Source organism: Streptomyces sp. BK022 (assembly GCF_004217355.1).
Lineage (GTDB): Bacteria > Actinomycetota > Actinomycetes > Streptomycetales > Streptomycetaceae > Streptomyces > Streptomyces griseoluteus.
This window is the reverse complement of sequence record NZ_SHKU01000002.1, coordinates 874,513-900,780: the sequence shown is the minus strand read 5'-3', so window position 1 is coordinate 900,780 and position 26,268 is coordinate 874,513. Positions and strand designations below refer to the sequence as shown.

Genomic DNA, 26,268 nt, shown 5'->3' with positions numbered 1-26,268 from the left:
AGCGCGGACGAGGGGCGCGGGGTGCGCAAGCGCCGGGAACTGCCGGGAATTGACCGAACCCCGCCGTACCGGGGGGAGTCAAGGCACGCCGGGCGGGAATCCGGGAGACGTAAGGCCGGGAGCGTACGCAGTTGTACGCGCGAGTAGTTAACCAAAGTTCCGGATTGCCCACCCGAACCGGGTGGGAAGGCTCCCCCGGTACGACGCATCAGGCACCACAGCACCGCAGCAGGAACCGTCGCCCGCACACCCGGCCCACACCCATGTCGACGCGGACAGGAGCGGTCATGCCCGCCACGCACCACTCGTCAGCACCGGTGACCCCCGGCAAGGCGGCCGGCAGAAAACCGGCCCGGCCGGCCCACAAGGCCCCACCGCCGGACGCGACCCCGACCGCCGCGCCCGGGCCCCCCGCCCGGCAGCCCGTGACGGGCCGTATCCCGGTCCTGGACGTGCGGCCGTCTGTCCAGGGCGGCCGCAGGCCCGCGAAGGCGGTGCCCGGCGAGGTCTTCGAGGTCTCGGCCACCGTGTTCCGCGAGGGACACGACGCGGTCGCCGCCGACGTCGTGCTGCGCGACCCGGACGGCCGGCCCGGCCCCTTCACCCCGATGCGCGAACTCGCCCCCGGCACCGACCGCTGGGGCGCCCTGGTCAGCGCGGACCGGCCCGGCACCTGGACGTACTCGGTGGAGGCGTGGTCCGACCCGGTCGCCACCTGGCGGCACACCGCCGAGATCAAGATCCCGGCCGGCATCGACACCGAGGCCGTACTGGAGGAGGGGGCGCGGCTGTACGAGCGCGCGGCCGCCGGTGTCCCGGCCAAGCACCGGGACACCGTGCTGGACGTGGTCGCGGCCCTGCGCGACGAGGACCGCCCCGCCGCCTGGCGCCTGGCCTCGGCCCTGGCCCCGGAGGTCTCCGAGGTCCTGGCCCGCCACCCCCTGCGCGAACTGGTGACGGCCTCCGACCCGCTCCCCCTGCTGGTGGAGCGGCAACGGGCGCTGTACGGCTCCTGGTACGAGTTCTTCCCGCGCTCGGAGGGGACGCTGGAGGAGCCGCACGGCACGTTCCGTACGGCGGAGAAGCGTCTTGAGGCCGTCGCGGAGATGGGTTTCGACGTGGTGTACCTCCCGCCGATCCATCCGATCGGGACCACGCACCGCAAGGGCCGTAACAACACGCTGACCGCGACCCCGGACGACGTCGGTGTCCCGTGGGCGATCGGTTCTCCCGAGGGCGGTCACGACGCGGTCCACCCCGACCTCGGCACCCTGGACGACTTCGACCACTTCGCGAGCCGGGCACGGGAGTTGGGGCTCGAAGTCGCCCTGGACTTCGCGTTGCAGTGCTCCCCGGACCATCCGTGGGTGGAGAAGCACCCGCAGTGGTTCCACCACCGCCCCGACGGCACCATCGCCTACGCCGAGAACCCGCCGAAGAAGTACCAGGACATCTACCCCATCGCCTTCGACGCCGACATGGACGGCCTGGTCACCGAGACGGTGCGGGTCCTGCGGCACTGGATGGAGCACGGCGTCCGCATCTTCCGCGTCGACAACCCCCACACCAAGCCCGTGGTGTTCTGGGAGCGCGTGATCGGGGAGATCAACCGCGCCGACCCCGACGTCATCTTCCTGGCGGAGGCCTTCACCCGCCCCGCGATGATGCACACCCTCGCCCAGATCGGCTTCCAGCAGTCCTACACCTACTTCACCTGGCGCAACAGCAAGCAGGAGCTGACGGAGTACCTCACCGAGCTCTCGGGGGAGGCGGCCGCCTACATGCGGCCCAACTTCTTCGCCAACACCCCCGACATCCTGCACGCCTACCTGCAGCAGGGCGGGCGACCCGCCTTCGAGATCCGTGCCGTGCTCGCGGCAACCCTCTCCCCCACGTGGGGCATCTACAGCGGCTACGAACTCTGTGAGAACGAGCCGTTGAAGGCGGGCAGCGAGGAGTACTGGGACTCGGAGAAGTACCAGCTCAAGCCCAGGGACTGGGAGGCGGCGGCCCGCGAGGGCCGCACGATCGCGCCGCTCATCACCCGACTCAACGAGATCCGCCGGGAGAACCCGGCCCTGCACCAGCTCAGGGACATCCACTTCCACCACGCGGACCAGGACGGAGTGATCGTCTACTCCAAGCGCAGCGGTTCGAACACGGTTCTGGTGGTCGCCAACCTCGACCCGCACCACACCCAGGAGGCCACGGTCTCGTTGGACATGCCGCAACTCGGCCTCGACTGGCACGAGTCGGTGCCGGTGCGCGACCTGCTCACCGGCGAGTCCTATCACTGGGGCAGGGCCAACTATGTGCGACTCGAACCGGGTCGTCGACCCGCGCATGTGTTCTCGGTTCTGCGACCGTCCAACCCGCGGATCGGAGGGTCACCCGCCATATGATCGTCAACGAGCCCGTTCCCGACACCTTCGAGGACACGCCGGCCAAGGACCGGGACCCGGAATGGTTCAAACGTGCCGTCTTCTACGAGGTCCTGGTCCGTTCCTTCCAGGACAGCAACGGCGACGGTGTCGGTGACCTCAAGGGTCTGACCGCCAAACTCGACTACCTGCAATGGCTCGGCGTGGACTGCCTCTGGCTCCCGCCGTTCTTCAAGTCCCCGCTGCGTGACGGTGGTTACGACGTCTCCGACTACACCGCCGTGCTCCCCGAGTTCGGGGACCTCGCGGACTTCGTTGAGTTCGTCGACGCCGCGCACCAGCGGGGCATGCGGGTCATCATCGACTTCGTCATGAACCACACCAGTGACCAGCACCCGTGGTTCCAGGAGTCCCGCAACAACCCCGACGGCCCGTACGGGGACTACTACGTCTGGGCCGACGACGACAAGCAGTTCCAGGACGCCCGGATCATCTTCGTCGACACCGAGGCGTCGAACTGGACCTACGACCCGGTGCGCAAGCAGTACTACTGGCACCGCTTCTTCTCGCACCAGCCGGACCTGAACTACGACAACCCGGCCGTGCAGGAGGAGATGATCTCGGCGCTGAAGTTCTGGCTGGACCTCGGCATCGACGGGTTCCGGCTGGACGCGGTGCCGTACCTGTATCAGCGCGAGGGCACCAACTGCGAGAACCTGCCCGAGACCCACGACTTCCTGAAGCGGGTCCGCAAGGAGGTCGACGAGCAGTACGCCGACAAGGTCGTGCTGGCGGAGGCCAATCAGTGGCCCGAGGACGTGGTCGACTACTTCGGGGACTACTCCACCGGCGGCGACGAATGCCACATGGCGTTCCACTTCCCGGTCATGCCCCGCATCTTCATGGCCGTCCGCCGCGAATCCCGCTACCCGGTCTCGGAAATCCTCGCCAAGACCCCGGCGATCCCCACGAACTGCCAGTGGGGCATCTTCCTACGGAACCACGACGAGCTGACCCTCGAGATGGTCACCGACGAGGAACGCGACTACATGTGGGCCGAGTACGCCAAAGACCCGCGTATGCGCGCCAACATCGGCATCCGCCGCCGCCTCGCCCCGCTCCTCGACAACGACCGCAACCAGATCGAGCTCTTCACCGCGCTCCTGCTCTCCCTGCCCGGCTCGCCGATCCTCTACTACGGCGACGAGATCGGCATGGGCGACAACATCTGGCTCGGCGACCGCGACGCCGTCCGCACCCCCATGCAGTGGACCCCCGACCGCAACGCGGGCTTCTCCTCCTGCGACCCCGGCCGGCTCTTCCTCCCGACGATCATGGACCCGGTCCACGGCTACCAGGTCACCAACGTCGAAGCCTCCATGTCCTCGCCGTCCAGCCTCCTGCACTGGACCCGCCGCATGATCGAGATCCGCAAGCAGAACTCCGCCTTCGGACTCGGCTCCTACACCGAGCTGGTCTCGTCCAACCCGGCGGTACTGGCCTTCCTGCGGGAGTACGAGGACGACCTCGTGGTCTGCGTGCACAACTTCTCGCGGTTCGCCCAGCCCACCGAGCTGGATCTGCGCCAGTTCACCGGGCGGCACCCGGTGGAGCTGTTCGGCGGAGTGCGCTTCCCGGCCGTCGGCGAGCTGCCGTACCTGCTGACGCTGGCCGGGCACGGCTTCTACTGGTTCCGGCTGCGCCAGGACGCCGTCTAGTCGCGATCGAGCGGGGCGGCCACCGGTTTCCGCCGCCCCGCTCGGGGCACCGTTCAGTAACACCCCGACGACCCGGGGAAAGGACGTGACGCCCATGGCGGAAACGGTCACCCCCTCCAGCACGTCAGGTACCACAACAGCCGAGCTGCTCGAATCGCTCGACCCCCTGCTGCGCGAATGGCTGCCCCGGCAGCGCTGGTTCGCCGGGAAGGGGCGCGCGGTCACCGGTTTCGACCTGGTGGCCGCCACGGAACTCCTGCCTCCCGAAGGGAGGTTGGGTCTCTACCACGTACTCCTGCGCGTCCACCAGCCGCCGGTGCCGGGCGCTCCACCGCAGCCCGGTGACTGCTACCAGTTGCTGATAGGCGTGCGCGAGGCGCTGCCGCCCCGGCTGGCGCCCGCGCTGATCGGCCATGTCGTGGACGGCCCGCTCGACGGGCGCACGGTCTACGACGCCCTGTACGACCCCCGGCCCGCCGAGGTGCTGCTGGAGGCCCTGCGCACCGGCGCACGCGTCGGCGCGCTGCGCTTCGAGCGGGACCCGGCACACGAGATCCGGGACCAGCTGGTGGCCCGGCTGATGACCGCTGAGCAGTCCAACTCCTCGGTGGTGTACGGAGATACGTTCATCCTCAAGCTGTTGCGCCGGGTCACCGCCGGCGTCAACCCCGACCTGGAGCTGCCGCTCGCGCTGGCCCGCGAGGGCTGTGCGCGGGTGCCCGCGCCGGTGGCCTGGCTGCGCGCGGACCTGGACACCGAGCCGTACGTCCTCGCCGTGCTCCAGCCCTTCATGAACGGCGCGACCGACGGCTGGGACCTGGCCCTGCGCGAGCTGGCCAAGGGCGAGGACTTCACCCGGGAGGCGCGGGCACTCGGCCGGGCCACCGCCGAGGTGCACACCGCGCTCGCCCGCGCCCTGCCGACCGTCACCCTCGGCCACGCCCAACTGGAGCTGATGGCAGGCGGGATGACCGAGCGGCTGACGGCCGCCGTGCAGGCCGTGCCCGCGCTGCGGCCGTACGAGACCGGGCTGCGCTCGGCCTTCGAGGCGCTGGCCGACCTGGCCCGCGAGGGACAGACCTGGACGGCGCAGCGGGTGCACGGCGATCTGCACCTCGGGCAGTGCCTGCGCTCGCCCGGCGGCGGCTGGTCGCTGATCGACTTCGAGGGCGAGCCGTCCCGCCCGCTGGCCGAGCGGCGCATGCCGCAGCCCGCGGTGCGTGACATCGCGGGCATGCTGCGCTCCTTCGACTACGCGGCCCACTCCGCGAAGACCCCGGCGCCCGACTGGGCCCACGCCTGCCGGGCCGCCTACTGCACCGGGTACGCCGAGGTCACCGGCCGTGACCCCCGTACCGACCCGGTGATGCTGCGCGCGTACGAGACCGACAAGGCGATCTACGAGGTCGTCTACGAGGCCCGGCACCGGCCCGAGTGGCTGTCGGTCCCGATGTCGGCGGTGCGCCGCCTCGCCACGCCCGACCTGTCGTGAGCCCGACCTGACCCCGACCGGGAGACTCGTCCGTGACGTCCAAGAAGCCAGCCGGCCCGAAGAGCAAGTCCGGCAAGAAGCAGGCCAAGTCCTCCGAGGCGGCACCGATGAAGCAGGTCCGGGCCAAACCCGGCAGGCAGGCGGACTCACCGGAGAACGCGCCCGCGATCCCGAAGGCGCGTACGCCGGAGGTGCCCGCGGTGCCCGCCGTGTCCCCGGCCCTGGACCCAGCCGACCGTGAGCGGCTGCTCGCGGGCACGCATCACGACCCGCACACCGTCCTGGGCGCGCACCCGGTGCCCGGCGGGGTCGCCGTCCGGGTGTTCCGGCCGCACGCGGAGGCGGTGACCGTCGTCTTCGAGGACACGCGGACGGAGCTGCGCGACGACGGGGAGGGCTTCTTCTCCGGCCTGCTCCCGCTGACCGAGGTCCCGGCCTACCGGCTGCTGGTGTCCTACGACGGCACGGTGCACGAGACCGAGGACCCGTACCGCTTCCTGCCCACGCTCGGCGAGCTGGACCTGCATCTGCTGGGCGAGGGGCGGCACGAGGAGCTGTGGCAGGCGCTCGGGTCGCGGGTGCTGACCCAGCAGGGCGTGACCGGGACCCGGTTCGCGGTCTGGGCGCCGAACGCCCTCGGGGTGCGGGTCGCGGGCGGCTTCGACTTCTGGGACGCGACCGGCTTCCCGATGCGCTCGCTGGGCTCCACCGGGGTGTGGGAGCTGTTCGTGCCGGGGGTCGGGGAGGGTGAGCTGTACAAGTTCGAGATCACCCGCCCGGACGGCTCGCGCACCCTGCGCGCGGACCCGATGGCCCGCCGTACGGAGGTGCCGCCGGCCACCTCCTCGGTCGTGGACGTCTCGCACCACGAGTGGGGCGACGCGGAGTGGATGGCCCACCGCGCGGACCGCCCGGTGCACGAGGCACCCTTCTCGGTGTACGAGGTGCACCTGCCGTCCTGGCGTCCGGGACTGACGTACCGCCAGCTCGCCGAGCAGCTGCCCGCGTACGTCGGTGATCTCGGCTTCACCCACGTCGAGCTGATGCCGGTGGCCGAGCATCCCTTCGGGGGCTCCTGGGGCTACCAGGTCACCGGGTTCTACGCCCCGACCGCCCGGCTCGGCACCCCGGACGACTTCAAGTACCTGGTGGACAAGCTGCATCAGGCGGGCATCGGGGTGCTGATGGACTGGGTGCCCGCCCATTTCCCGCGCGACGAGTGGGCGCTGGCCGAGTTCGACGGGCGGCCGCTGTACGAGCACGGCGATCCGCTGCGGGCGGCCCATCCGGACTGGGGCACGCTGGAGTTCGACTTCGGGCGGCGCGAGGTGCGGAACTTCCTGGTGGCCAACGCGGTGTACTGGTGCGAGGAGTTCCACATCGACGGGCTCCGCGTGGACGCCGTCGCCTCGATGCTCTACCTCGACTACTCGCGCGAGGCGGGCCAGTGGACGCCGAACGAGTTCGGCGGGCGGGAGAACCTGGACGCGGTCGCCTTCCTCCAGGAGATGAACGCCACCGTCTACCGGCGCTGCCCCGGCGTGGTGACCATCGCCGAGGAGTCCACCGCCTGGGACGGCGTGACCCGGCCGACCCACCACAAGGGCCCGAGCGGCTTCGGCGGGCTGGGCTTCGGGCTGAAGTGGAACATGGGCTGGATGCACGACTCGCTGGCCTACATGAGCCACGAGCCGGTGCACCGCAAGTACCACCACCACGAGATGACCTTCTCGATGGTGTACGCGTACAGCGAGAACTACGTGCTGCCCATCTCCCACGACGAGGTCGTGCACGGCAAGCGGTCGCTGGTCTCCAAGATGCCGGGCGACTGGTGGCAGCAGCGCGCGAACCTCCGGGCCTACCTGGCCTTCATGTGGGCCCACCCCGGCAAGCAACTCCTTTTCATGGGACAGGAGTTCGCACAGGGCGCCGAGTGGTCCGAGGCACACGGCCCGGACTGGTGGCTGCTGGACCCGGCCTACGGCGCCGAGTCCGAGCACCGCGGCGTGCGGGAGCTGGTGCGCGACCTGAACACCGCGTACCGGGCGACTCCGGCCCTGTGGGAGCGGGACACCGATCCGGCAGGGTTCGAGTGGATCGTGGGGGACGCGGCGGAGGACAACGTCTTCGCCTTCCTGCGCCGCGACGCGGAGGGCGGTCCGCTGCTGTGCGTCGCCAACCTCTCCCCGCTGGCCCGCCACGACTACCGCCTCGGCGTCCCCGACGACGTCCCCGCCTGGCACGAGACCCTCAACACCGACCTCGCCCGCTACGGCGGCAGCGACGTCGCGGGCCAGGGCACGGTCAAGCCGGAACCCCAGCCCTGGCACGGCCGCCCGGCCAGCATCCGCCTGACCCTGCCACCGCTGGCCACGGTGTGGCTGCGGCCGGCGTGAGACCGCGACCGTCCGGGGGCCGCAGGCCGGCCCCCGGACGGAGCCCGGTCACCCCTTGAGCGCCGCCGGGACCTCGCCGGTGTGCAGCACGCCGAGGCGCTGGGTGGCCCGGGTGAGGGCCACGTACAGGTCGCTGGTGCCGTAGGCGGCGGGGTCGACGACCAGGACCGAGTCGAATTCCAGGCCCTTGGACTGGCGGGGGTCGAGCAGGACCACCTTCCGGGTGAGGTCGGGCTCGGCGCCCGCCGTGACGCCGTCCAGCGCGCCGGCGACGGTGGCGTGCAGGGCGCGCGGGGCGATGACCGCGAGCCGTCCCTCGGCCGGGGTCAGCTCGGCCACCGCCCGCGCGACCGCGCCGGGCAGGTCGCCGGAGGCGTCACGCACCCAGGGGCGTACGCCGGTGGAGCGGACCGAGCTGGGCGGCTCGAAGTCAGGGTGCTCGGCGCGGACCACGGCGGCGGCCAGGTCCATGATCTCCGACGGGGTGCGGTAGTTGACGCCGAGGCGGGTGTGCTCCCAGCGGTCCTCGACGTACGGCTGGAGGATCTCGGACCAGGAGCCGACCCCGGCCGCCTCGGCGGTCTGCGCCGGGTCCCCGACCAGGGTCATGGAGCGGGTCGGGCTGCGCCGCATCAGCAGCCGCCACGCCATCGGGGACAGCTCCTGCGCCTCGTCCACGATGATGTGCCCGAACGCCCAGGTCCGGTCGGCGGCCGCGCGCTCGGCGGCGCTGCGGTGGTCGTCCTCCTCGTGCCGCTCGGCGAACCGCTCGGCGTCGATGATGTCGTGCGCCGAGAGCACCTCGGAGGACTCCGGGTCGTCCTCCTCCTTGTCGTCGAACTCGTAGGTGCGGGACGCGTACGACACGTCCAGCACGCCCTGCGCGTACGCGATCTGCGTCTCCCGTTCCCGGTCGGCGCGGGCGCGGGCCAGCCGGTCGTCCTCGCCGAGGAGCTCGGCCGCCTCGTCCAGCAGGGGCACGTCCGCCACGGTCCAGGCACGGGTGACGGGACGGCGTACCGCGTCGGCGTCCTTGGGCGAGAGGTGGCCGTCGGGCTCGGCGAGGAAGTCCGCGACCAGTCGGCGCGGGGTGATCCGGGGCCACAACTGGTCGATGGCGGACCAGACTTCGGGGTTCTCGGCGAGCTCGTCGCGGATCTGGGTGATGTCGGAGGGGTCGAGCAGGCTGCTGCCGTCGTAGGGGTCGGTGCCCACGCGCTCGGCGTACAGGTCGGTGAGGGTGTTGAGGATGTGGCCCTCGAAGTGCTCGCGGGCCGCGTTGTGCGGCAGCTTGGCCGCGCGGGTGCGCTCGCGGGCGGTGGCGACCAGCCCCTCGTCGAGCATCAGCACCTCGCGGTCGTGCTCGATGGCGATCACCGGGTCCGGCAGCGCCTGCCGCTCGGCCACGACGGCGGCGAGCACGTCGGCCATCTCGGCGCGCCCCTTGACCACGGCCGCCTCGGGGGTGTCGGTGGCGGTGGCCTTCACGCCGGGGAACAGCTCCCCGACCGTGGCCAGCAGGACGCCGGTCTCGCCGAGCGAGGGGAGCACCTCGCCGATGTAGCCGAGGAACGCGGGGTTGGGGCCGACGATGAGCACCGCGCGGCGGGCGAGCAGTTCGCGGTGCTCGTAGAGCAGGTAGGCGGCGCGGTGCAGGGCGACCGCGGTCTTGCCGGTGCCGGGGCCGCCCTCGACCACCATCACACCCCGGTGGGGTGCCCGGATGATGTCGTCCTGCTCGGCCTGGATGGTCTGCACGATGTCGTTCATGCGGCCGGTGCGGGCGGTGTTCAGCGCGGCGAGCAGGACCGCGTCACCGGTGGGGTCCTCGTGGCCGGTGCGGGTGTCGTCGCCGAGGTCGAGGATCTCGTCGTGCAGCGCGGTGACGGTTCGGCCCTCGCTGGTGATGTGCCGGCGGCGGCGCAGGCCCATCGGGGTGTGGCCGGTGGCCACGTAGAAGGGGCGGGCGACGTCGGCGCGCCAGTCGATGAGGACGGGGGTGCGCTCGGCGTCCTCGCGGCGCAGGCCGATGCGGCCGATGTGGTGGGTGGTGCCGTCGGCGAGGTCGATCCGGCCGAAGCAGAGCGAGCCGTCGACGGAGTTCAGCGCGGCGAGCAGCCCGGAGCGCTCGGCGACCAGGATGTCCCGCTCCAGGCGGGCCTGCTGGGGCTTGTCGCCCTGCGCGAGGGCGTCCCTGACACCGGTCTCGGCGTCGCCGCGCAGCTCGTCCACGCGCTCGTAGAGTCCGTCGATGAATTCCTGCTCGAACCGCAATTCATCGTCCGGAAATTCGGTGTTTGACAATTCCACTCCCGCCCGCATATACTGTGCTCATCAAGCTTCCGCACGACCTCCCATAAAGAAGTCGTGAACGGTCCAATATACCGAAAGAAATCCCCCGGGCGCCAATGCCCGGGGGATTTCTTTGCTTGCGGGGTGCTTTGTCAGAGCAGGTCGGCCAGCTCCTCCAGCAGCCTGCGCTTCGGGCGGGCGCCGACCATGGAGCGCACCGGCTCACCGTCCTGGAAGACCAGGAGAGTGGGGGTGGAGAGCACCTGGTAGGCGATGGTGGTGGCGGGGTTGCGGCCCACGTCGAGCTGGACCACCTTCAGCCGGTCGCCCTCGGTGAAGGCGATGTCCTTCAGCACCGGCGCGAGCTGCCGGCAGGGCCCGCACCAGTCGGCGGTGAACTGCACCAGCACCGGGAGATCGGAGCTGAGCACCTCCGCCTCGAAATTCGCGTCCGTGACCTCGTCAAGACCGCTGATGACACTCATGGCTTTCGCCCTCCCAGCTCGCACACGGGTTCCGGACCCCCCGGAACCAACGCCTCGGCGGCGAGCCCGGCCCGCGCCTCCTCGGCCCTCCGCAGCTCCCCCGCGACCGTCTCCCGCACCGCCACCAGCTCCCCGATGAGCCTGTCCAGCTCATCCAGCTTCCGCCGGTACACGGCCTGCGACGCCGGACACGCGTCCCCCTCCGGGTGCCCGGCCCGCAGGCACTCCACGAACGGCCGCGTCTCCTCCAGCTCGAACCCGAAGTCCCGCAGCGTCCGGATCTGCGTCAGCAGCGTGAGATCCCGCTCGTCGTACTCCCGGTACCCCCGCGCGTCCCGCCGCGCGGGCAGCAGCCCCCGCGTCTCGTAGTACCGCAGGGCCCGCACGGTCGTCCCGGCCCGCTCGGCCAGCTCACCGATTCGCATGGCTTCGACGGTAGGGGGTGACGTGGGCGTCAGGGCAAGGCGGTCAGGCGGGGGAACCGGCCTTGAGGTGGTCGGAGAGCACCTGGAGCGCCGTCCATGCCTCGGCCTCGGTGCCGTCGCCCAACGGGTAGTGGAGGGCCGGGGCGGTCGCAGGACCGAGCTGCCGGGGCCTGAGGGCCAGGGGCGGCCGGCGGGCGTGGGTGAGGCCGATGATCCGTACGTCGCGCGCGCCGAGAGTGAAGGCGACCGGCAGGGGCGCGGGCTCCAGGTGCGGCGGCAGGGTGAGGTCGGCGCGGGCCCGGCGCAGAGTGGTGAGCATGGTGGTCAGGCCGTGTTCGGCGACCAGCTTCCCGGCCAGGGCTTCCAGGGCGTCGAGGGGGACCTCGTCGGGGGCGGCGAACCCGAGGGTCAGGGTGGTGTCCTCCGCCACTCCGGCGGTGGTGCGCGTGACGCGGTGCGTGGCGATGGCGGGCCGTTCGGGGGCGCCGATGACGACGAGGTGAGCCGGAGCGGGCGCCCGGTCGCGGGCCGCCTCGGTCACCTGACGGCGCGACCAGGGCAGGTTCACCGGCTCCGCGGTGCCCCATCCGGCGGGCGGCGCGCCGGTGAGGTGGCGCCAGGCGGCTTCCAGCGCGCCGCCCAGCTCCAGATCGGCGTCGGGTGCGTGCACCGTACGGAACGACACGGTGAGCTGCCGGTGTCCCGCGGGTGTCACCCGCGAGGTGAACGCGTCGGCGACCTCGGTGCCGAGCGGGGCGAACGTACCGTCGCGCCAGGCGAGCCGGACGCCGGACAGGCCGTCGTGATAGCCGCCCGCGGGGTCCTGGACCACCCACCGGTTGGGGGTGCCGCCGAGCGCGGTGCGCAGCGGCAGCGTCAGTCGGACGTGGGGCGGGGTGACGAGGTGGAACGCGCGGTCCGAGCGGGCTGTGGTGCGCAGGACGTCCGAGAGCCAGGCGGTGAGGGGGACGACGGGACGGTCCGCCAGGACCACCGCCGTGGAGTCGGTCAGTACGTCGACGACGGGCTGGAGGGGACCGGGGGCCGCCGGCGGACGGGCCCCGTCGTCGGAGGCCGTCACACGGGCGGTGTGGCCGGCCTCGGGCGGCCAGGTGGTGCCGCCGAGCAGCATCGTCAGGCGGCCGCACACGGAGCCCGCGAGGGATTCGGCGGCCGGGACCGCCGTGGAGGCCCGTGTCTCGGTCCACCAGTACGGCGGTGCGGGTGCTTCGGCCCACGAACCGAGCAGCCGCTCCGCCTCGCCCGCAGTGTGGACGAGGAGCGGGGCCTCGACCGACACCAGCGGGCGCCCGTCCGCCGTGCGGAGCTGGAGAACCGCGCCGTCGTCGGTGGCGGTCAGACCCAGTTCGGGTCCGCCCGCGTGCAGCGCGGCCAGCAGGGCACCGGTGTCGGGCATCTTCGGCGTGAGTGCGATGACGTCCTTGGTCACGCCGGCGCCTCCCCGGACCCGTTCTCCGCCACGAGGGCCGTCTGGACGATCTGGTGGCGGCGACCCCGGCGCACCAGGGTGCCCCGGCCCGGCGGCTGCGCGGAGGCGTACAGACCGGGGAAGAGCTGGCCCTCCGTGCGGTCTCCCGTCATCACGAGCGCCGTGGAGCCGGTCTCGCGCAGCGCCGTCAGGACCGGGTCGTACAGGGCACGCGAGGCACCCGCGACGCGGCGCGCGACGACGAAGTGGAGTCCGATGTCCTGGGCGGCGGAGATGTACGGCAGGAACGGCGCGAGAGGCTGCGACCCCGCCGCGGTGAGGACGTCGTAGTCGTCGACCAGGATCACGATGCGCGGGCCGGTGAAGCCTGGTTCGTCGGTCATGGCGTCGGGGTCGACGGTGTCCGGGAGGCGCTTGCCCAGCTCGGCCGCTATGCCGTCCGCCAGCGCGAGGGAGAGCTTGGCGTTGTGCGCGTAGCCGCCCCGGTACGGTTCCGGCACCGCGCGGCGCAGGCCCCGCCGGGGGTCGAAGACCGCGAACACCAGCTCGTCCTCGCCGTACCGCTCGACGAGTGCGCCGGAGATCAGGCGGAGCAGGTTCGTCCGGCCGCACTCGTTGTCCCCGAGGACCAGCAGGTGCTGGTCGGTCCCGAACAGGTCCAGCACGACCGGGGCCAGGGAATCCTGGTCGACCCCGATCGGCACCGCGCGCGGTTCCTTGTCCGGGCCGGGCAGGCGCTGCGCGGGCAGGCGGGTCGGCAACACCCGCACAGGGGCGGCGGATTCACCGTGCCAGGTGGCCCGCAGGGAACGCGCGGCGGATTCCAGGGCCGGACCCAGGTCGGTCGCCGAGGCGATCGCGTCGAGCCTCGGCAGGGCGGCCTGGGCGAACAGCTTGCCGTCGGTGAGGGCCCGGCCGGGGGTGTCCGCCGGCAGGGTCTCGGAGAGTTTGCGGTCCACGGAGGAGTCGGCGGGATCGTTCAGCCGGAGCTCGATCCGGCTGCCGAACATCGACTGCGTGGCGATGCGTACGTCGTTCCAGCGGAGCATGCCCGCCACGACGTGGATGCCGTAGCCGCCGCCCCGCTTGAGGAGGTCGGCGACCGGCTCGTCCAACGCGGCGAACTCGTCCCGCAGCGCGCCGAAGCCGTCGATGAGCAGCACCACGTCGGTGGAGCCCAGTGCGGGCAGTTCGCCCTTGGCGCGCAGGGCGCGGAGCTGGTCGACGGAGTCGATGCCGCGCTCGCGGAACACGGCCTCCCGCTCGGCGAGCATGGCGCACACCTCGGCGACCGTACGGGCGGCGCGCTCGTGGTCGGCGCGTCCGGCGATACCGCCGACGTGCGGCAGCCCGGCGAGCGCGCCGAGGCCGCCGCCGGCCAGGTCGAGCCCGTAGACCGCGACGTCGCGCGGGGTGTGCGTGACGGCCAGGGAGAGGGCCAGGGTGCGCAGCAGGGTGGTCTTGCCGGACTGGGGGCCACCGATGACGGCGGTGTGGCCGCCGGCGGTGTTCAGATCGTGCACCCAACTGCTCTGCCGCTGCCGGGCCGGGTCGTCCAGCACTCCGAGAGGCACCCTCAACGGCCCGTTCAGTGCCGCGAGTTGCATTCCCTCGCCGGAGGGCCGCACCGGCCCGGCGGCTCCGGTCAGCGTCACAGCCTCGGGCAGCGGGGGGAGCCAGATCCGGCGCACCGGCTCTTCGGCGCCTGTCAGTTGGTCCACCACGACGGACAGCACCGTGGGCCCCGTCTCCCGTTCGCGCGGAACGGCCGGCTGGTCGCCGCCCTCCGGACCGGTGCGTGTGTTCAGGGTGTTGTAGGCCGGATAGGGCCACGCCGAGGGCTCGTCGTCGGCAATCGCGTCCGGCCTGACCGGCCCCCGGTACGCGCCGGAGACGAACCCCGCCTTGAAGCGCGTGTAGGTGGAGGTGTCGACCTTGAGATAGCCGAAGCCCGGCAGCGGCGGCAGGTTGAAGGCGTCCGGGGTGTCCAGGACCGTGCGGGACTCGTCCGCCGAGAAGGTGCGCAGCCCGAGCCGGTACGACAGATAGGTCTCCAGACCCTTCAGCCTGCCGCTCTCGATGCGCTGGCTGGACAGCAGCAGGTGCACGCCGATGGAGCGGCCGATCCGGCCGATGGAAAGGAACAGGTCGATGAAGTCGGGCTTCGCGGTGAGGAGTTCGCCGAACTCGTCGATCACGACGAACAGATGCGGGAGGGGCTCGAGATCCGGCCGGGCACCCTCGCGCAGCGACCGGTAGTGCCCGATGTCGGCGATGTTCCCGGCGTCCTTCAGGACCTGCTGGCGCCGCTTGATCTCACCGGCCAACGAGGTATGGACGCGCTCCACCAGGTCGGCCTGGTTCTCCAGGTTGGTGATGACACCCGCTACGTGGGGCAGCCCCGCGAACGGCGCGAAGGTGGCGCCGCCCTTGTAGTCGACCAGCACCATGGCCAGGTCCTCGGGCGGGTGCGTCGTCACCAGCGCGAGCACGAGGGTGCGCAGCAGTTCGCTCTTGCCGGAGCCGGTCGAGCCCACGCACAGACCGTGCGGCCCCATGCCGAGTTCCGACGACTCCTTCAGGTCGAGCAGGACCGGCTGGTGCCGGTCGTCCAGTCCGATCGGCACCCGCAGGAAGTCGCGCTCCCCGCGCGGCGTCCACTGCCGCGGCAGGTCGAGCGCCGCCGGATCGTCGATGCCGAGCAGATACGGGAAGTCCACCGGCCCGGACACCGGGGCTCCCTCGGCGGACGACTCCGGGGACAGCCGCAGCGGCGCCAGCATCCGGGCGAGCCCCTCGGCCTCCGCGTCGCTGACCGGGTCCAGGGTCCCGAAGACGCGTACGATCCGCTCGCCCCGCAGGTCCTCGACGACGATCCGGTCCTCATCGACGACGATCCGCACCGCGACGTCACCGGGCTCCTGCACCTGCTCAGCGAGCAGGTGCACGACCGTCACCCCCATGTCGGCGAGGGTCACGGCCGAGTCCGGTCGCGGGAGTTCGGCCGCGTTGTGCCCGTACTCGTCGCTCACCACGAGCAGACGGCTGCCGAGGCCGAGCGCCGTGCGGTCGGCGAGTCCGCGGCGCACCTCGGCCGCGTAGGAGGCGCGCTTCTTCAGGTCGGGACCCATGACGCGGGCCAACTGGATCGTGTCCGGTGCGATCCGGCGGGCGGCGACCGGGCCGTCGTCCTCGCCGGTGTCGAGTACGTGCGGCAGCCACTTGGCCCACTCCCACTCCGCCAGGCGCTCTCCGGGCACACCGAACCCGAGTGCCAGGTCGTCCGGTGCGTGCGACACCGCGGCCTGGACGAGAAGCGCCCGCGCGACGCGCAGTACGCCCTCCCGGTCGCCGACCACGCTCACATCGCCCACGCGGTCCAGCGGCACCGTCAGCGGATGGCCGGCGGACGTGGTGAAGCGGGCCTGGAGGGCGCGCGCCTCGTTCAGCATGAACGGGTCCGGCGGGGTGAGCACCCCGCCCGCCGTGTTCTGTCCGACCGCCACGTCCTGCACCGGCACGTCGCCGACGCCCACCCGCACCTGCAGGAAGTCCGCGTCCGCGCGCCGCCGTTCCCACAGGCGGGCCGGGTCGCGCAGCAGGTCGTACAGGGCCGCGGGCGGCGGGCTGAGTTCCCGGGCCGCCTGCCGTCGCGCCCGTTCGGCCGCGCCGAGTTCCTCCCGCAGTTCCTCCAGGTACTCCAGATACCGCTCGCGCTGCACCCGGCGCTGGCGCTGGGCCTTGCCGCGTTGCGACAGGAACAGCGCCACCGCGCCCAGGAGCGCAATGACGAGCACGACCGCGCCGAGGCCCGCGAACTGGCTGGACCGGATGACGGTCATCATCACCACGGAACCCAGGACACCGGTCATGGGCAGCAGTGCGGTGGCCGCGCTGCCCATCTTGCCCTCGGGCAGGTTCGGCGGCGGCTCGATGGTCCGCGTCCCGGTCTCGGGCAGGGGGCGGGTGGCGCGGGCCGGCCTGTGGACCAGGTGCTGCGTCAACGGACCAGCACCGCCCGCCCGAGCGCCTCCGCCGCCAGCCGCGTGGCCGCGCCGCGGGTGGCGGACGCGAGCAGCTCCGTGCGTATGGGTCCGCCGGCCGCGAGATGCCGGTCGTAGGGCAGGTGCACGATGGTGACCCCTGTCTCGCGCAGATGCGCCGTGGCCGTCTTCAGGTCGAGGTTCATGTCGGGTGTGCCCGAGGTGAGGGCGACGGTGGTGGAGGTCAGGGCGTCGTGCGGAAGCCGGGCCAGCCAGTCGAGGACGACGCGGGTGCCGTCGACGCCTTCGGCGGTGAGCGGTGCGACGACGACGCGGGCGTGGGCGGTGTCCATCGCGGCGCGGGCCACTTCGGCGGGCAGCGTCTCGCAGTCCACCACGGTGACGGCGAAGTACCGGCGCAGTGCCTGCGTCACCTTGAGATACACCCGCGTCTCCAGGGGCGCCCCGACCCGTCCCTGGCTCGCCGGCAGCAGCCAGCCGCCGTCCGGGACGGGCACCAGGTAGCCGGTGATGTCGGTCAGCTGCATCGACGGGGTGAGGATCTGGGCCAGTTCGGCGCACGACCACCGCACCGACTCCGCGCCCATCCGCACGGGCAGCGTGCCGAGCGCGGCGTCAGCTTCCAGCGCCAGCACCGGGTCGTGCCGGTAGTGATGCAGGGTACGGGCGAGCAGCGCGGCGGTCGTCGTCTTGCCGACCCCGCCCCGGATCGACGTCACGGCGATCACCCGGCCGGTCGTCACCGGCTGCTGCAGCTCCTGCGCGATCCGCGTCTCCTCCGCGACCTCCTGCGCGGCGGACGCCGTCAGCCGCCGGATCGAGCGCCCGGTGCGCCGGGTGACGGAGTCCCCGTGCTGCGGCTTGCCGAGGGCGACGGCGAGGCGGGGGTCGATGGTCGGGACGGACTCGGGAGTGGGAAGGGCACGGGAGAGGGTGGTGGGGGCGCGGACGGCGGGGGCCGCGCTCGGCCGCTTCTCCGGCACCGGCGCTTCGGGCGCGGTGCCGTCGCCCGCAGGCGCCGCGGGTACCGCGGCTCCCGCCGCTGCCGGGCCCGGCGGGGGTACGTCACCACGCAGTTCCCGCAGCACGTCGTCCTGCCAGCCGTCCTGAGGCCGGGTCATGCCTGCCGCCTCCCGCTCACGCGAACGTGCCGAGCAGGCGCCCGTACACCCCGAAGACGCCCATCAGGAGCGGGAACAGTGCGATCACCCCGATGGACTCCAGTACGTCGCCGAGCCGGCGCAGCCGTACCCGTACATGCTCGGGCGGCTGGACGACGAGGACGGCGAGCGGTACGACCGCCAGCGCCACCGGTACCGCGAGCACAGCGGCGGTTTCCGACCGCTCCTGCCACACCCAGGCCAGCCGGACCAGCACGACGCCGGCGGCCACGAGCAGGGCGACCACCTCGGGGACCAGCGGGTACGCCCGCGCCCGCAGGCCCAGCACCAGCGCGACGGCCACCGCGAGCAGCACCGTCCAGAGCGAGACCGTCCGCAGCGCGAGCGCCCCGGCGACGGCGGCGGAGGCGGCGGTCACGACCGTCGCCAGCGCGAGTCCCCGGTGCGTGGCGGCGAGCGCGGTCGACACCTGATAGCGGCTCACGGAGGCCCCGCCGGAGCGGCGGTCGTCGAGCCCGGCGAGGCCCGAGGTCATCAGCGCGAACCTGGGCAGCAGACCCAGCACGACCACGGACACCACGGCGAGGAGCGCCCCCGAGCGCGCGGCGGACTGGAAGAAGAGGGCGGCCTCCCAGCAGATGCCACCGCCCACGAGCGCGGCAGCGCCGAACAGTCCGCCCCGCCCGAGGGACGAGCACCGGCCGAGCAGCAGCAGCGCCCCGGCGGCTACGCCCGCGACACCGGCGAGCCGCGCCGGGCCCGACCAGGCGTGGGCGTCCCCGAGACTCCAGACCCCGAAGACACCGAGGGCGCCACCGGTGACGACGAGTGTGGCGGCGAGCCCGCGCGCTCCGGCCCGTCCCGCCAGGGCGGCCGCGACCGCGCCGAGCACGGCGAGGACGACCAGCGCGGTACCCACGGTCTGCGCGGCGAACTCCTGCCGGGCCAGGGCGGACGCGGCGAGCGCCCAGGCGACCGTGGCGGCCCCGGCGACGACCCGTCGCGCGGCGGGGTTCCAGCGCCAGGCCCGTACGTCCAGATCGTCGGCTGCCTCGTCGGTCACGTCGTGGATGACGGGCGCCGAAGGGGCGTCCTCCACGCGCACGAGTCGCAGCACCGCGCCATCGGCCACGGCCGCCGACTCCAGGGTGGCGTCCGGCTCCAGGACACTGCCGTCGCCGGCGACCAGATGCCGCGTTTGCGGTCGCGTACCGACCTGGTCGTCCAGCAGCCGCAGCACCTCGGGAAGCAGCCGCCCGACCGGCTCCCGCGAAGGAAGGACCAGATCGACCCGCCGCCGCTCACCGACCAGGGTGACCCGGCTCAACGCCGTTCCCGTACGGCTCGATGTCCCCGTAGATAGCACGCGTTCGAACTTATCACCGAGTGGTGGGCGCCCCGGCGGGCGAGGAAGTGGCGGGTAGCACGCGGTGCGAGACGAACGACCAGCCCACGCATCCGGCACAGAGCACGGCTCCGATCACGAGCCCCGCGAACACCTTACCGAGCCGCTCGTCGACGGTACGCCGCTGCCGTTGCCCCCCGAACAACACCGCGTCCCGCAACCTCCGCCGCCGCACGGCGAGGGACTCGAGAAGCTGACTGTCGTAGTCCTGGGCCGACATGGATTTCCTTTCTCAGACCTCGAACTCGCCGACCCAGTCCCTCTGGAGGAGGTGCTTGGGGAGGTACTCCGACTCCACGTCGATCGGGAAAGCGGCGTCGTAGGCGAGACACGCGATGGCCAGGAGACTGAACGACGCCACGCCCTGGAAGTCGTTGGCACGCTCTTCGTCGGCCGACCAGTAAGCCTTGTGGAACTGCAGCGCCTCGATCAGCGCCGTGTTGAAGGCGTCGTGATCCTTGCGGAGAAACTGGTAGAAGAGGTTGATCGGTGGATACAGGATGTTCTGGAGGAGAGCGCGAGGCGCGATCGTGGCAACTTCGGGGAAGGAATTGTCAATCGCCTTCCCCAACTTTTCCACCAAGCCCGGACGTTCGAGCCAATACGCCTGAAGCGCGTCGATCCAGTTGTAGATGTACTCGTCACCCCGGACACCGGATGCTCGCAGCACTTCCAACGGGACCTCGCACAGCTCGGTCATGCGTAGCTGATCACGACAGATGATGGCGAGCCAGAAAGCGCTGAGCCAGTTACCCGCACTCGCATAGAACTGAGGGCCCGTTGCGGGGATCGACCGCACCTCGTGCATGATGCGGCACTCCACAGTGCCGTCCGTTCGCGCTGCAGCGGCGAAGGCCGCCTGCCTGATCTGCATGGCAGCCACAGTCGCCTCCCACGTGGGAAGTTCCTCAGCGTTCGGGTCGATCACTAGGCGGGCCATGAGAGCAGTGAGAGATTCATCGACAGCGAACGCAAAGACTGTTGTCGATGCCCCAAGGCTCTCGACATCGCTCTTCACATCCTCGATCAGTTCCTGCACCGCAGCCACGTCCACAACACCCGGCCTACGGTGCCGGTTCACCGTCTCCGTCACGACACCCTCCCTCAGCTAATGTCAAATTGCCACTTCAGGTAACCAGCATACTGGCCCGTTGCGGTGACCTTGCCCTTGACCAGGATGTAATCAACATCGCCTCGAACCATCGCTTTCTTCAGCTCACGATGCAGAAGCTTTTCATTCGCGTCACCGTCGACACCACGCTGCTTCATCTTCTGCAATATGTCGAAGAAGTATTCCTTCGAGCCTTGCCGAGCCTCCTCACCGCTCGACAGTCTCCGCGTCCCCAGCTCCGTGGTGGCGGTACTCTTCGCCTCGACCACGACAAATTTCCTCCGCCCGTGTTCGTCCGTCCAGCTCCACACCTGATCGAACTGATCATTCCCGTTCTTGGGCCCGCCCAGCGTCTCCATCTGCGCGTCGGGGTAGTTGTCCGGAACGACGTGATGTCGCGCGACCGCCTCCCCGAACGCTTCGCTGTCCACACTCATGGCCCGATGAAAGGGAGCGTGGTGAGCCTTGAGGTCCTGATATGCCTGAAGATTTTCCGGGGTGGGGGCATCCTGCCAGGCGGCCTTAGCATCCTTCAGCGGCCCGTGCCACGTATTGTCGGCGGTCAGCGATTCATGCCGCTTGAGAGCTTGCCTGCCAATGGCATCCAGGTCCGATCCGGCGTGCGCGCTATGCGGACCATGGTCGATCTTGGAGCCGGGAACGTACTTCTCAACGATCGGCGACACCTTGCCGCCGGCTGCAATCCACGCCTGATGGCCAGGGTCTTTGGTCAACTGGGGCGGAGCAAAGCCACTTTCGTCCGGTGTCGCCACACGAAGACGATGACCATTCTGCTGATAATATTTCTCAAAGTATCCCGGCTCGTGATTGGCCCGATATATCTGAACGTCCTTGATCTCCCGCGGGTTGAGGCTGTCGTACCAGTCACTGCCACTGGAAGGCTGATCGGCGCCGCGTTGCCCTGGGATATCCGGGGCGCTGCCCCCACCGTGCCCGGGGCCGTGTCCCGTGTGACCGAGTGATCCCACTGAACCCACGTCACGAGTGGGAATTGCGCCGCCGGAGGCGTGGCTCTCCAGTGCATTGTTCGCGGCATGCGCCCCGACCGGTTCCGGTTCCCTGGCCGCTCCGTCCATCCGCGAGCGATCCGCGGCGGATGCCTCGACGTGGGAGTGGGAGACGTGCTGCCGCATCGCCCCGTCCGCGTCCAGGACATGCCCGTCAGCGGTGAGATAGACGACGTCGCCTCGCGCATCGACGTACTCGACAGCACTCTCCGGGACGGCAGCCGGCCTCTCGATCACCGGCACCGGATGCTCCGCCGGCGCATACCTCCCGCCCAGGTCCGCCATGTCCGCATACGCGCCCGTGCGGAGGTTCCTCAGGGTGCTGAAGGTGTCTCCCACCCTGACGAAGGCGAACTTGGCCGCCTTGCCGGCGTAGGTCATCGGGTCGATGGCGCGGCCGACCTTGCCAGCGACGGAGAGGGCGCGGGCGGCGGCACCCGCCTTGCCGGCACCGGTCGCGGCGCTGCCCACACCCTCGGTACCGATGATCGTCAGGACGTTGAAGCCGACCGCGCCCGCCGCACGGGCGGGGTTCGTCTTCCACTGGTCGTAGGCGATGAACCCCTTGGCCGTTTCCTTGTACGCCTTGCGGGAGTCGCGCAGCCAGGACGGCTGTCTGTCCTCCGGCAGCAGCCACCACGTGCCCATCGTGACGCTGGTGAGCGCCGAGGCCGTGCTCAGCTTGGCCAGGTTCGTCCACGCCTCGCCGGCCGCGTCCCAGCCGTCCGAGCCGAACAGGGTTCCCACACCGTGGATCGTGCCGATGACACCGTCCTGCCAGACGCCATCCCACACCTGCTTGCCCTGGTGGGCCAGCCATGCCCACCCCTCGTACTCCCGCTCGGCGGGCGCACCCCAGGGGGTCGACTCCGCGTGGTCGAGGTCTTCGGCCCGGTAGCCGTACTTGTCCTTGCCGCCGGAGCCGTCGTCGACGCCCATCCGGGTGCCGCCGATCAAGGCCATGATCTTGTTGTAGGCGGTGCGTTCGGCGTCCTGGAACGCGGCGACGGTGTGGTTGACGTCGTGCCACAGGTCGTTGTTGTGGTCGACCTTGTCCTGGTCCTTGCGCCAGTCGTCGTCACCGGAGACGGAGTTCACGAAGGCGGTGGCATCGGCCTTCAGGGTGTCCAGCTTCTTCGCCAGCGGCTGGACCTCGAAGCTGTAGTCCGACAGGGCGGTGGCGACCTTCTCCAGGTCGTCGGCGAACGCGTCGGACTTCTGCTTCACCGGAAGCGTGGTGGCGAACAACTGCTCCGCCTCCGGCGCCTCGTAGAACGCCGACAGCCCCTGGAACTCGGTGTGCACGTCCGATCCGGAGGCGCGGAACTGGCCCGCGTCCGCCGTCAGCAGCATCACGTCGGTGTCCAGGGTGCCCAGGTCGCCGACGAAGTGCGGTATGCCGGACGGGTCGATCAGTTTCGCGTCGTCGCTCATCGCTGAGGCCGGCCTCCTCCGTGGCCCCCGCCTGCGCCGGGCAGGTCCACCTTCGGCTCCTTGGCCGCCTCCTGCTGTGCGTTCGCCGCCTGCTCCAGCGCCCCGGTGACGTAGCAACGAGTCGCCTGGTCAGCCCCGTTGAGAGACTTCGATGTGCGTCTGGCGATGTAGAGCAGGTCCTGGCCCCATGCCTCCAGGAACTTTCCCAGCGCCGAGCCGACGAGCCCGACCGTACTGCTGTAGGGACCGTACTGGCTGGTCAGCGTGCCCGCGGCGGACGCCGCCTCCTCCAGGTTGCCCTGCATCGCGCTGCCCGTGTCCGACATGTTCTTCGCCGCGGTGCCCGCCTTGGACAGCACGCTGTACACCCCGGCCGGATCGACGTCCCACCCCGTCACGAAATGCCCCTCATCCCCCTACCGCCGAGCGCCTGCCCGGCGGGCGACTGCCGCCGTGTCAGCCGATGTTGTCGACCGCCGCACGCGCCTTGGCCAGCGTGGCCTGCGCGGTGCCGTCGTTCTTCTCCAGCGTGCCGCGCACCAGTTGGATGATGTCGCGGACCTCGCCGGCGGCCTTGTGCCAGCGGACTTCCTTGCCGTGGTACTCGTCCGAGACCCCGTCGGCCTGGTAGTCGGCCATCGCGGCCTTCACCGCACGCTCGCGCTCACCGAGCACGGTCTCCAGCCGGCCGATGATTCCCTGAAGGCTGCTCTGTACGTCGCCGGAGGCACCGGTGTCGTAGGAGCGGCGGTCCTGGTTACCCATGATGCTCAAGTCCCCCTCGTGGTTCAGCCGCGGAAGCGGGCCGCGTCGAAGTTGGCGGCGCTCATCGTCTGGTGGGCATTGTCGGACTGCTCCTGGTCGCCGCCGACGAACGCGTTGTCCATCCCTGACTGACCGCCCAGGATCGAGGCGAGCGAGCCGTTCAGCGCGGCCGTGATCTCGTCCGCGCGCTGCTTGAACGAGTCGAACATCGTCTTGCCCTCGCCGTTGAACTTCCCCTCCAACGGCTGGGCCGCGGCGATCAACTGGTGGATCAACGCACCCAGGTCGTCACTCGACCCGACCGTGCTCTTCGTCAGCGTCGCCAGCGTCGTCGACCCCATGTCGAACTTCATGGAGATTCCCCCCGCACCCGTGGTCCAGATCATCGGCGGTCATGACGCCGCATCACCCTCCGACGCCACAACTGCCACCCATCTCATCACACATACTCACCGCGGGTGGTTGCTGATGCAACGCATGAACGCCGGGTTGGCTTGAACTGCCGCCCGCGTCGAGCGACTCGACGTGGATCAGCCGAAGACGAGCTCGACATCCTTGTCCACGCAGACCCGCAGGACAGCGACCAACTCGTCGACGTCTTCCATGCGCCGTACGTAGGCGGGGTCGGTCTCTTCGGGGTCGCGTCCGTCGAGCATCGCTTGCAGTCGGGGCAGCATGGCCGCGCACTGGGCGGAGGTGAGGTCGGGGCCGTCGTCGTCCGGGTGGTCGAGCAGGGGCGCCAGAGCGGTGGAGACGCTGTGCCACCGGCGGTCCCCGCCGAAGCCTTCCATCTCGGCGAGCGTGAACCCCTCCGCCTGGGCCAGCCACTTCCGGAACATGTGAAACCCGGTGTAGGACCACGAGATGTCCGGGCTCGTCACGTCGCCGTCGCCCGGGAAGAGTGTCAGTCCCATTGTCCCCCCTCGTCTGCTCGGCACCATGATCAGTCGCGGCGGGGGGCGGCGGCAATCAGTTTGGTGGGGCCCCGCGTGCCTGGTACGCCGTCACGCACACGCGCCGACGTGCCGCCCCCTCAACCCCGGGGCGGCACGTCAGCCGATATCAGTTGGCGGTCGCTTTCTCCTTCTCGGCAGCCTCGCCCGAAGCCTCCTCCGGTCCGCCGGTCGCCGCCTTCTCCCGCCCCGGCAGCAACACCGCCACCACGACCGTCCCGATCCCCAGGATCACCGCCCCGATCAAGCTCGTATGGGCGACGGCGTCCGAGAAGGACGACCCCACGGCCTCCGCCATGCGATGCGCCCCCGAGGCCAAGGACGACGCCTGCTGCTTGAGTTGGGCCGCCTGCGCGGGGTCCCCCGCCCCGGCCGCCTTCGCGGCCAGCGACTGCGCCTTCTCGCCGATGGCCTGCGCCACCGCGTAGCCCGCGCCGACCGAGTCCTGCGCCGTGGCGAGGGCGTCGGCCGGGAGGCCGGACCCCTTCGTCGCCGAGGTCAGGTGGTCGTCGTACGACGTCGCCAGCAGGGAGCCCAGGATCGCGATGCCCAGCGAACCGCCCAGTTCGAGCGATGTGTCGTTCACCGCGCCGCCCACACCGAGTTCGGACTCGGGGAACGCGCCCATGATCGCGTCCGTGCAGGGGGAGAGCGCCAGGCCGATGGCGAGGCCCAGGATCGCCAGGGAGGGGACGAAGTCGGCGTACGTCGAGCCCGCGTCGACACGGGTCAGCAGCGCGAGCGCCACCGTGCCGGCGACCATGCCCGCGCCGACCGTCCAGCGCATGCCGACGCGCGGGGTGAGGTAGCCGGTGAGGGCGGAGCCGGCGAAGACCGCGCCGGCCAGGGGGAGCATGCGGACGCCGGTCTCCAGGGCGTCGTAGCCGAGGACGAACTGGAGGTGCTGGGTGAGGTAGTAGAACGCGCCGAACACGGCCAGGAAGAAGAGCGCGACCGCGAGGTTGGAGCCCGCGAAGCGGCGGTCGGTGAAGCGGCGTACGTCCAGCACCGGGCGCGGGTGGCGCAGTTCCCACAGGACGAAGGCGACCAGGCCGACGCCCGCGACGACCGCGGCGGTCACCGCCTTCACGCCCCACCCGAAGTGCGGTCCCTCGATGATCATGTAGACCAGCGCGGCGATCCAGAGGACCGACAGCAGGCCGCCGACGTAGTCGATGCGCTCGTGGTGGCCCGCCTTGGACGGCGGTACGAGGACCAGCGCGCCGACGATGGCCAGGACGGCGACCGGCACGTTGATCAGGAAGGTCGAGGCCCAGCCGTGGTCGCGCAGCAGCGCGCCCGCGACGACCGGGCCGGCCGCGATGGCGAGGCCCGCGGTGGCGGTCCACAGGGTGATCGCCTTGACCCGCTCGGCGCGCGGGAAGGTCGCCGCGAGCAGCGAGAGCGTGGCGGGCATGATCAGCGCCGCGCCGACGCCCATGACCGCGCGGGCCGCGATGACGGTGGCCGCCGAGTCCGCGAGGTTGCCGAAGACCGCGCCGCCGCCGAAGACGACGAGGCCGAGGATCAGCGCCCCGCGACGGCTGTACTTGTCGCCGATCGCACCCAGCAGCAGCATCAGCGCGGCGTACGGGACGGTGTAGCCGTCGATGACCCACTGGAGGTCCGCGCTGGACAGCCCCAGGTCGCGGGTCATGTCGGGCGCGGCGACCGTGAGGGCGGTGTTGGCCATCACGATGATCAGCAGGCTGAGGCAGAGCACGAGCAGCGCCCACCAGCGCCGGGCGTACGGGCGCTCCATCCTCTCGACCGGTTCGTTCATGACGAGTCGCATGGCAGCGGCTGAC

The 26,268-nt window shown here is 71.1% G+C and carries 19 protein-coding genes; 4 read left to right on the top strand and 15 right to left on the bottom strand.

The window, feature by feature from the left end; translation table 11 throughout:
• Positions 1-287: 287 nt before the first annotated feature.
• The 4 genes from EV284_RS10225 (at position 288) to glgB (ending at position 7,987) form a co-directional block, all read left to right on the top strand.
• Entirely contained in the window at positions 288-2,402 is a 2,115-nt protein-coding gene (locus EV284_RS10225; protein ID WP_130332472.1) for an alpha-1,4-glucan--maltose-1-phosphate maltosyltransferase, read from the top strand.
• Entirely contained in the window at positions 2,399-4,099 is a 1,701-nt protein-coding gene (gene treS, locus EV284_RS10220) for a maltose alpha-D-glucosyltransferase (RefSeq protein WP_130332470.1), read from the top strand. Before EV284_RS10225 ends, treS begins: the two co-directional genes overlap by 4 nt.
• A gap of 94 nt (positions 4,100-4,193) precedes the next feature.
• Positions 4,194-5,591, top strand: a complete 1,398-nt coding sequence (locus tag EV284_RS10215; protein WP_207228988.1) for a maltokinase — start codon at positions 4,194-4,196, stop codon at positions 5,589-5,591.
• A gap of 32 nt (positions 5,592-5,623) precedes the next feature.
• Positions 5,624-7,987, top strand: coding sequence for a 1,4-alpha-glucan branching enzyme (gene glgB, locus EV284_RS10210; protein WP_130332466.1), 2,364 nt, complete (start codon positions 5,624-5,626; stop codon positions 7,985-7,987).
• A 48-nt stretch (positions 7,988-8,035) separates the two neighbouring features.
• Here glgB and EV284_RS10205 read toward each other — a convergent pair whose 3' ends face one another.
• The 15 genes from EV284_RS10205 to EV284_RS10135 all read right to left on the bottom strand — a co-directional run bounded on the left by EV284_RS10205 (position 8,036) and on the right by EV284_RS10135 (position 26,255).
• Entirely contained in the window at positions 8,036-10,309 is a 2,274-nt protein-coding gene (locus tag EV284_RS10205) for an AAA family ATPase (protein WP_207228987.1), read from the bottom strand.
• Positions 10,310-10,431: 122 nt separating this feature from the next.
• A complete protein-coding gene (locus EV284_RS10200) occupies positions 10,432-10,764 on the bottom strand; it encodes a thioredoxin domain-containing protein (protein ID WP_130332464.1) in 333 nt (110 codons plus the stop codon).
• Entirely contained in the window at positions 10,761-11,189 is a 429-nt protein-coding gene (locus EV284_RS10195) for a MerR family transcriptional regulator (RefSeq protein ID WP_130332462.1), read from the bottom strand. Before EV284_RS10195 ends, EV284_RS10200 begins: the two co-directional genes overlap by 4 nt.
• A gap of 43 nt (positions 11,190-11,232) precedes the next feature.
• Complete coding sequence (locus EV284_RS10190) at positions 11,233-12,639, bottom strand: DUF6177 family protein (protein WP_130332460.1); 1,407 nt, start codon at positions 12,637-12,639, stop codon at positions 11,233-11,235.
• Positions 12,636-16,643: a type VII secretion protein EccCb gene (gene eccCb, locus EV284_RS10185; protein ID WP_130332458.1), complete on the bottom strand. Its 4,008-nt coding sequence runs from the start codon at positions 16,641-16,643 to the stop codon at positions 12,636-12,638. The genes EV284_RS10190 and eccCb overlap by 4 nt, the downstream gene beginning before the upstream one ends.
• Positions 16,640-17,764 carry a type VII secretion protein gene (locus tag EV284_RS10180; RefSeq protein WP_165425495.1) on the bottom strand — a complete coding sequence of 375 codons (1,125 nt, stop codon included), beginning with the start codon at positions 17,762-17,764 and terminating at the stop codon, positions 16,640-16,642. The genes eccCb and EV284_RS10180 overlap by 4 nt, the downstream gene beginning before the upstream one ends.
• A 16-nt stretch (positions 17,765-17,780) precedes the next feature.
• The gene (gene eccD, locus EV284_RS10175; RefSeq protein ID WP_242625635.1) at positions 17,781-19,091 is read right to left on the bottom strand and encodes a type VII secretion integral membrane protein EccD; all 1,311 of its coding nucleotides are present in this window, start codon (positions 19,089-19,091) and stop codon (positions 17,781-17,783) included.
• Positions 19,092-19,143: 52 nt separating this feature from the next.
• Positions 19,144-19,389 carry a hypothetical protein gene (locus EV284_RS33220; protein WP_130332454.1) on the bottom strand — a complete coding sequence of 82 codons (246 nt, stop codon included), beginning with the start codon at positions 19,387-19,389 and terminating at the stop codon, positions 19,144-19,146.
• Positions 19,390-19,401: 12 nt separating this feature from the next.
• Complete coding sequence (locus EV284_RS10165) at positions 19,402-20,262, bottom strand: immunity 49 family protein (RefSeq protein ID WP_130332452.1); 861 nt, start codon at positions 20,260-20,262, stop codon at positions 19,402-19,404.
• 11 nt (positions 20,263-20,273) lie between these two features.
• Positions 20,274-22,742, bottom strand: a complete 2,469-nt coding sequence (locus EV284_RS10160) for a hypothetical protein (protein WP_130332450.1) — start codon at positions 22,740-22,742, stop codon at positions 20,274-20,276.
• Positions 22,739-23,140, bottom strand: coding sequence for a DUF6507 family protein (locus tag EV284_RS10155; protein ID WP_130332448.1), 402 nt, complete (start codon positions 23,138-23,140; stop codon positions 22,739-22,741). The genes EV284_RS10160 and EV284_RS10155 overlap by 4 nt, the downstream gene beginning before the upstream one ends.
• Before the next feature lie 58 nt (positions 23,141-23,198).
• On the bottom strand, positions 23,199-23,507 hold the full coding sequence (locus tag EV284_RS10150) for a pore-forming ESAT-6 family protein (RefSeq protein ID WP_031181273.1): 309 nt from the start codon (positions 23,505-23,507) through the stop codon (positions 23,199-23,201).
• 23 nt (positions 23,508-23,530) lie between these two features.
• Positions 23,531-23,860 carry a hypothetical protein gene (locus tag EV284_RS10145; protein ID WP_130332446.1) on the bottom strand — a complete coding sequence of 110 codons (330 nt, stop codon included), beginning with the start codon at positions 23,858-23,860 and terminating at the stop codon, positions 23,531-23,533.
• Positions 23,861-24,037: 177 nt separating this feature from the next.
• A complete protein-coding gene (locus EV284_RS10140; protein WP_130332444.1) occupies positions 24,038-24,421 on the bottom strand; it encodes a hypothetical protein in 384 nt (127 codons plus the stop codon).
• A gap of 148 nt (positions 24,422-24,569) precedes the next feature.
• Complete coding sequence (locus EV284_RS10135; protein ID WP_130332442.1) at positions 24,570-26,255, bottom strand: MFS transporter; 1,686 nt, start codon at positions 26,253-26,255, stop codon at positions 24,570-24,572.
• Between the last annotated feature and the right edge of the window lie 13 nt (positions 26,256-26,268).